The organism is Phenylobacterium sp. (genome assembly GCF_030654915.1).
Classification (GTDB): Bacteria; Pseudomonadota; Alphaproteobacteria; order Caulobacterales; family Caulobacteraceae; genus Phenylobacterium.
Map to the genome: position 1 here is coordinate 1 of NZ_JAURWM010000129.1, position 5183 is coordinate 5183.

Genomic DNA, 5183 nt, shown 5'->3' on the forward strand with positions numbered 1-5183 from the left:
CGAGACCGCGCGCTTTGGCCCTGCAGGGCGCCCAGCCCCTGGACCGGGTCAGAGGCCTGCAGGCTGAGGATGAACGGTCCGCCGATGCGTTCGGGCTCGAACAGCCACGCGAAGGGCGTCTGCCCCGACTCTTTATAGAGCACCAGGTCGATCAGGATCTCGCTCGCCCGCAACAGGCTCCGAGCCGACCGGACCCGCCAGCCGGGCCCGATGGCCAGGCCAGCCAAGGCGCGCGCCAGGGCCGATTCCAGGGCGAGCGTGCGCTGGCCCAGCACGCGCGCGGTCCGCGCAACGCCGAGCGCCGCTCCGCCCTGTCGGGCCAACTGTAACAGGACGCCCGCCGATACGAACGCCAGGCCGTCGAGGTCCACGAGGGCGCAGCGATGGATCGGACAGCTCACCTGGAACACCATCTGGCTCTGCGCCGGCCACCAATGGTCACACCCCCGTGCGGCCGCCTCGCGGCAACAGACTGGACAGGCGCCGCCGCGACGACCTTGCGCATCGAGCGCCGCCATCCAGGACAACCGGCGCGCCTGCGGGATGCACAAATCAGCGATCGCCGCTGGCGCCATGCCGCCGACCTCGGCCAGCGTCTCGAGCGTGCCTGGCGAGGGGTGCAGATCGTCGATCGGGCCTATCCCCAGCCAGGCCCAGAAGGTTGGGAGATCGACGTAGTTGTGCGCCGCGACCCGGGCCGTCCACGACGACAGTCCCTCCCCCGTGGTCGGGCGCGGCGCATAGGGCAGTCTCACCCTGCCGCGGCCCGGACGCGAGCGCCCCGGCGCATTGCCATCGCCGTCCGCACATGGCGGACCACCTCCTCGGCGTGCAGGCTCTCAACTGTGATCCGTTCGCGGCCGCTGTCGATGGCCTCGACGGCAGCGGCGTTCAGCAGACGGAAGGTCTTGCCGGGACTGCCGCCGCTGATCTCATGGACGGCGCCGACGAAGGCGTCATCGACCTGGCTCTTCATGCGGAGCGGGAAATGACCGACCACGGCCGCCACGATCGCGGCGTAGGTCTCGTCCTTGGCCAGGCGCGAGAGCCGGAAGGGCTGGGCGCGGCCTTCGATCTGCGGGTCGGAGGTCAGGGCGTTCAGGGCCTCCAAAGTTCCGAAATAGGCCATCGAGAGCGAAAGCGTGTTGGACAGCCGGCGCAGGGCGGCCAGCGTCTTGCGCTGGGCGGCGCCCGTACCGATCATCAGGTTGTTGGTTTCATCGATGACCAGCAGCCGGGTGCGCAGGCGTTCCAGCTGACCATGGACGGCCCGCTCGGCCTCCATCGCCCGCCGGGTGGGGGTCGGCGCGCCAACCGCGTCCAGAATGATGCCGTAGAGCCGTAGCTCGTCGGCTTCGGGCGGAGCCTCGATCGCCACAACCTCCATCTGCGATCGACCGGTCTCCGCATCGAACGTCGGCGCGCGACCGCGCATGAATTTCCTCAGGATCGTCGTCTTGCCCATGTCGGGGTCGCCAACGATGAGCAGCGAAGGCATCCGTGTCCGCTGGGCGCCACGGAGCAGCTCCTCGAGGCGCTGCAAGGCCGTCTGGCCTTGTGGATATGCGACCCAGCGATCGGAGAGCACCAGATCGATGCGCGCCGCGGCCGTCAGGCCCGAGGTCTCGGTTATCGCGCTCACCAAGGTTCGATCTCCACGGCAAACGCTGGTGCCGGGCTTGTCGGAGCGGCCGCATCGGGCGGCTCCGCCGAAGCATCGCCCTCCGCGATCGGAGCCTGCTTCACCTCCGCCCGATGGCGCTCGCGCCTTACGGACTCGCGGCGCATCCGGCGGCTCTCGCTCGCTGCCGTGGCCACCAGGGCATGGTTGGCTTCACGAGCCGCAAAGAGGGCCGCCTCGTCGACCTGGGCTCGCCCTTCGGCGCGGAGCCGGCGTCGCGCCGCGAGCAGCTCCCACAGGCTCATGGGCGGGCGGGCGAGATTGCGATAGCGAAGCGCGCGGACCCCTTGCGGCGTCTCCATGAGCAGGCGCGACAGATCCCGCGGATCATAGGCGAGTTCGACGCGGCGCTGGCCGCTGTCGAACAGCGGCCCCAGGAAGGGCTCGTAATAGCGAACATGGTGGAAGCTTATCCCCTGGCGGGTGATTGTGCGCGAGATGCGCGGCAGGAAGGCGATCAACAGGCCTTCGGGGTCGAGGGGTTGTCGCGGCGTGACGGCCTGTTCGGCGCATAGGCGTCGCCAGGTCTCCAACGGCGGTGCCGAGAGGCTCGTGTGGATCCGGCGATTGTAGTCGCCGGCGACGAAGCGCCAGAGCCAGACCTCAAACTCGTCTATCGTCATGACCGCGGCCGCATCGCTGTCGTAGTCGCCGCGGGCGGCCACGTTGGAGAAAGTGGCGCCTGGCAGCAGGTGCATCTCGCTCATCACCGAGCCGATCAGGCGCTCAATGTGGCCGCCATAACGGGGGGCGCCGACGGGCCGACGCTCCGTCTCGATGCCCAGATTGCTGCACGCCCGGGCAAACGATCGGCTGCGAAAGTCGGAGCCGTTGTCGGAATGAACCAACTCGGGCAGGCCGAAGGCCGGCCACTCGGCGGATATCCCACGCTCCGCCAGGGCCTCGTCCTTGGCCAAGATTGCATGCTGCAGCGCCATGCCGACCGAAACGACAGACGGCGGATCCAACGAGATATAGAGCCCGGTGATCACCCTGGATGCCACGTCGATGACCAGGGTCACCCAGGGCCGGCCGATCGGCGCGCGCGAGTCCGCATCCACGAGGATGACGTCGGCCGGGGAATGATCGATCTGCCAGATCGCGTTCGGCCGCGTCACCGTCAGGCTTCCCGGCCGCATCGTCGCCGCCTCAGCCGCACCCGGCCCCTTGCGGCGGCGGGCCATCTCCCGCTCGCCGATCCGTTGCAGCCGGCGGCTGATCACCGACCGCGAGGGCGGTTTCAGGGTCTGCGAGGTGCAGCGCCGGGCGATCTCGCGCCCCAGCTGCGCCTTGGTGATCGACTGCCGGTCGAGGAACAGTTGTTCGATGGCCGTGTCGATTATCTCGATCACGCGCGCCGGCAGCCGCGGCCGCCCGGGTTTCCATCCCCCTACCCCGGTCACGACCGCCTGCGCGGTCTCTCCGACCGCGTAGCGGGCCAGCAGCCGATAGACCGTTGCCGTGTGGACGTTCAGTCGCCGCGCTGCGGCCTCGACCTCGGCGCGTGTACGGTGAGGATTGTCCAACAGCGGGCGCAGCACGCGCTGGCGCGCAACGGCCAACTCCCAGCGCTGTTCCTCACCCTGCGGCTGGTGGCTGGCTCTGCTCTCGGCCATCGGCGTGCGCTCCTGTTCGAGCCGCTCCCGCCCAAAACTCACCTGATTCGATGTCACGTCCGCAACGGTGCAGCATTCGCATCGAACGCGCAGTTTTCAGAACAGATTTCGTCCGAATTGCTTGCGACTAGCCCCTTCGGCTCACGTCCGGCCGCCCCGAACCGCAACTCTCGCCATCTATGTCTGGTCCCATTGAGGCGTCGCAGAACGGGGGCTCGCGAGACGGTCAGGGAGAACAGGTTGGCGCACCCTGACTCGCGCGAGCCGAGTCGTTGGGCCTCAGGACTTCGCCCCTAGTCCGGCGCCTCAGAGCATATAGCCGAGATCCGAAGCGCCAGTCGGATAGGCGAACATCGTCGATCGAAGGTCGGCGGCCGTGAGCCCATGGCGGATTGCCAGACCGAACAGGTTGATCACCTCCTCGGCGTGCGGGCCGACCAGATGGGCTCCAAGGATTCGGTCGGTGGCCTCCTCGATCAGCACCTTGTGGCCGTAGACCCGCTCGGCCAGGCGGCGGGCGCTGAACCAGTTGGGCGTCGAGCCGGCATTGACCCGGAACTTGTGGCCCTGGCGGCGCGCCTCGTCCTCGGAGAGCCCGACGGCGGCGATGGACGGCACGGTGAAGGCGACACTCGGGACGCCGCGATAGTCCGGCCTGTGCGACGGGCCATCCAACAGGTTGGCGGCCACGACCTTGGCGTCCTGGCTGGAGACCGGCGTCAGCGGCGGCCCGACGCCGGCCGCGTCGCCGGCGGCATAGACCCGAGGGTTGGAGACGCTTTGCAGGTGCTCGTTCAGATGTAGGCGGCCGTCACGCGCGGTCACCTGGCCCGCCGTGAGGTCCAATGCGTCGAGGTCGGGCCCGCGGCCGGCGGCATGCACCACCAGGTCGGCCGGGACGGCGAGGTCGGGCGCGCCCGGACGGCTGGCGTGGACGATCAGGCCGCCCTGGACCCGCCCGACTCGGGTGACCGTGGCGCCGGTCTCGACGGCGATGCCGAGTTCCTCGAACCGCGGCATGAGCCAGCCGACCAGGTCGGGATCGAAGTTCGGCAGGAGCCGCGGGGCACGTTGCAGGATGGTGACCTCCGCGCCGGCGCGCGCCGCCAGGTGCGAGAACTCGGCCGCGACATAGCCGCCGCCGATCAGCGCGATCCGGCGTGGCAGAGCCGGCAGCTCCAGGAAGTCGTCGCTGGTGCTGACCAGCTCTTCCCCCGGGATGCCCAGCGGGACCGGGCGGGCGCCGGTGGCGATCAGCACGTGTCGGGCCTGGAAGGCGCGGCCGTCCACCTCGATCGCGTCCGGACCGGCGAAACGGGCGAGCCCGTGGAAGGCGTCGACGCCCAGTTCGGTGTAGCGCTGCTCCTGCTTGGCGGGGATCGGATCGGTGAAGGTCCGCTTGAACGCCATCAGGCCCGGCCAGTCGATCGCCAGCGCGCCTTCCACGCCATGCCCGGCCATGCGCCGGGCCGCGTCGATGGCTTCCTCGCCGCTCACCAGCATCTTCTTGGGATCGCAGCCGCGCAACGCGCAGGTGCCGCCGAACGGCCGGTGATCGATCACGGCGACGGACCAGCCGGCGGCGCGGACCTTCGCCACGGCGACCTGGGCCGCCGTGCCGCTGCCGATGACGATCAGGTCGTAGGAATCCATGACGGCCACTCCATCCGCATCGGCGCAAAAATCGCGACGCCAATCTCCAGCGCTTCGGCGAGGCTCAGGCGCACGCCCTCCTGGCCAGCGGCCGGGCTGTTTGCGCGCCAGGTCTCCAGGTGAACGTCCTCGCAGAAGAAGGCCTGCAAGGTGCAGAGCGAAGACGCGGCACAGCCGGCGGCGTAGCGATGGCCGGACCAGACCACGATCCCTATCGGCTCGACCTGATCCAG

5 protein-coding genes are annotated in these 5183 nt (G+C 69.4%); all 5 read right to left on the reverse strand.

Annotated elements, in window-relative coordinates; all coding sequences use genetic code 11:
- Positions 1–755: TniQ family protein (locus Q7T84_RS06525; RefSeq protein WP_304806953.1), on the reverse strand; the 755-nt coding region annotated here is incomplete at its 3' end.
- Positions 752–1642: a TniB family NTP-binding protein gene (locus Q7T84_RS06530; protein ID WP_231732068.1), complete on the reverse strand. Its 891-nt coding sequence runs from the start codon at positions 1640–1642 to the stop codon at positions 752–754. The genes Q7T84_RS06525 and Q7T84_RS06530, both read right to left, overlap by 4 nt.
- Positions 1639–3297, reverse strand: a complete 1659-nt coding sequence (locus Q7T84_RS06535) for a Mu transposase C-terminal domain-containing protein (RefSeq protein ID WP_066680715.1) — start codon at positions 3295–3297, stop codon at positions 1639–1641. Before Q7T84_RS06535 ends, Q7T84_RS06530 begins: the two co-directional genes overlap by 4 nt.
- 306 nt (positions 3298–3603) lie before the next feature.
- Positions 3604–4950 (reverse strand): NAD(P)/FAD-dependent oxidoreductase, encoded by a 1347-nt coding sequence (locus Q7T84_RS06540; protein ID WP_304806954.1) that lies wholly within the window; start codon positions 4948–4950, stop codon positions 3604–3606.
- Positions 4932–5183 (reverse strand): organomercurial lyase (gene merB, locus Q7T84_RS06545; protein WP_304806955.1); only part of this gene is annotated, 252 nt, incomplete at its 5' end. The genes Q7T84_RS06540 and merB, both read right to left, overlap by 19 nt.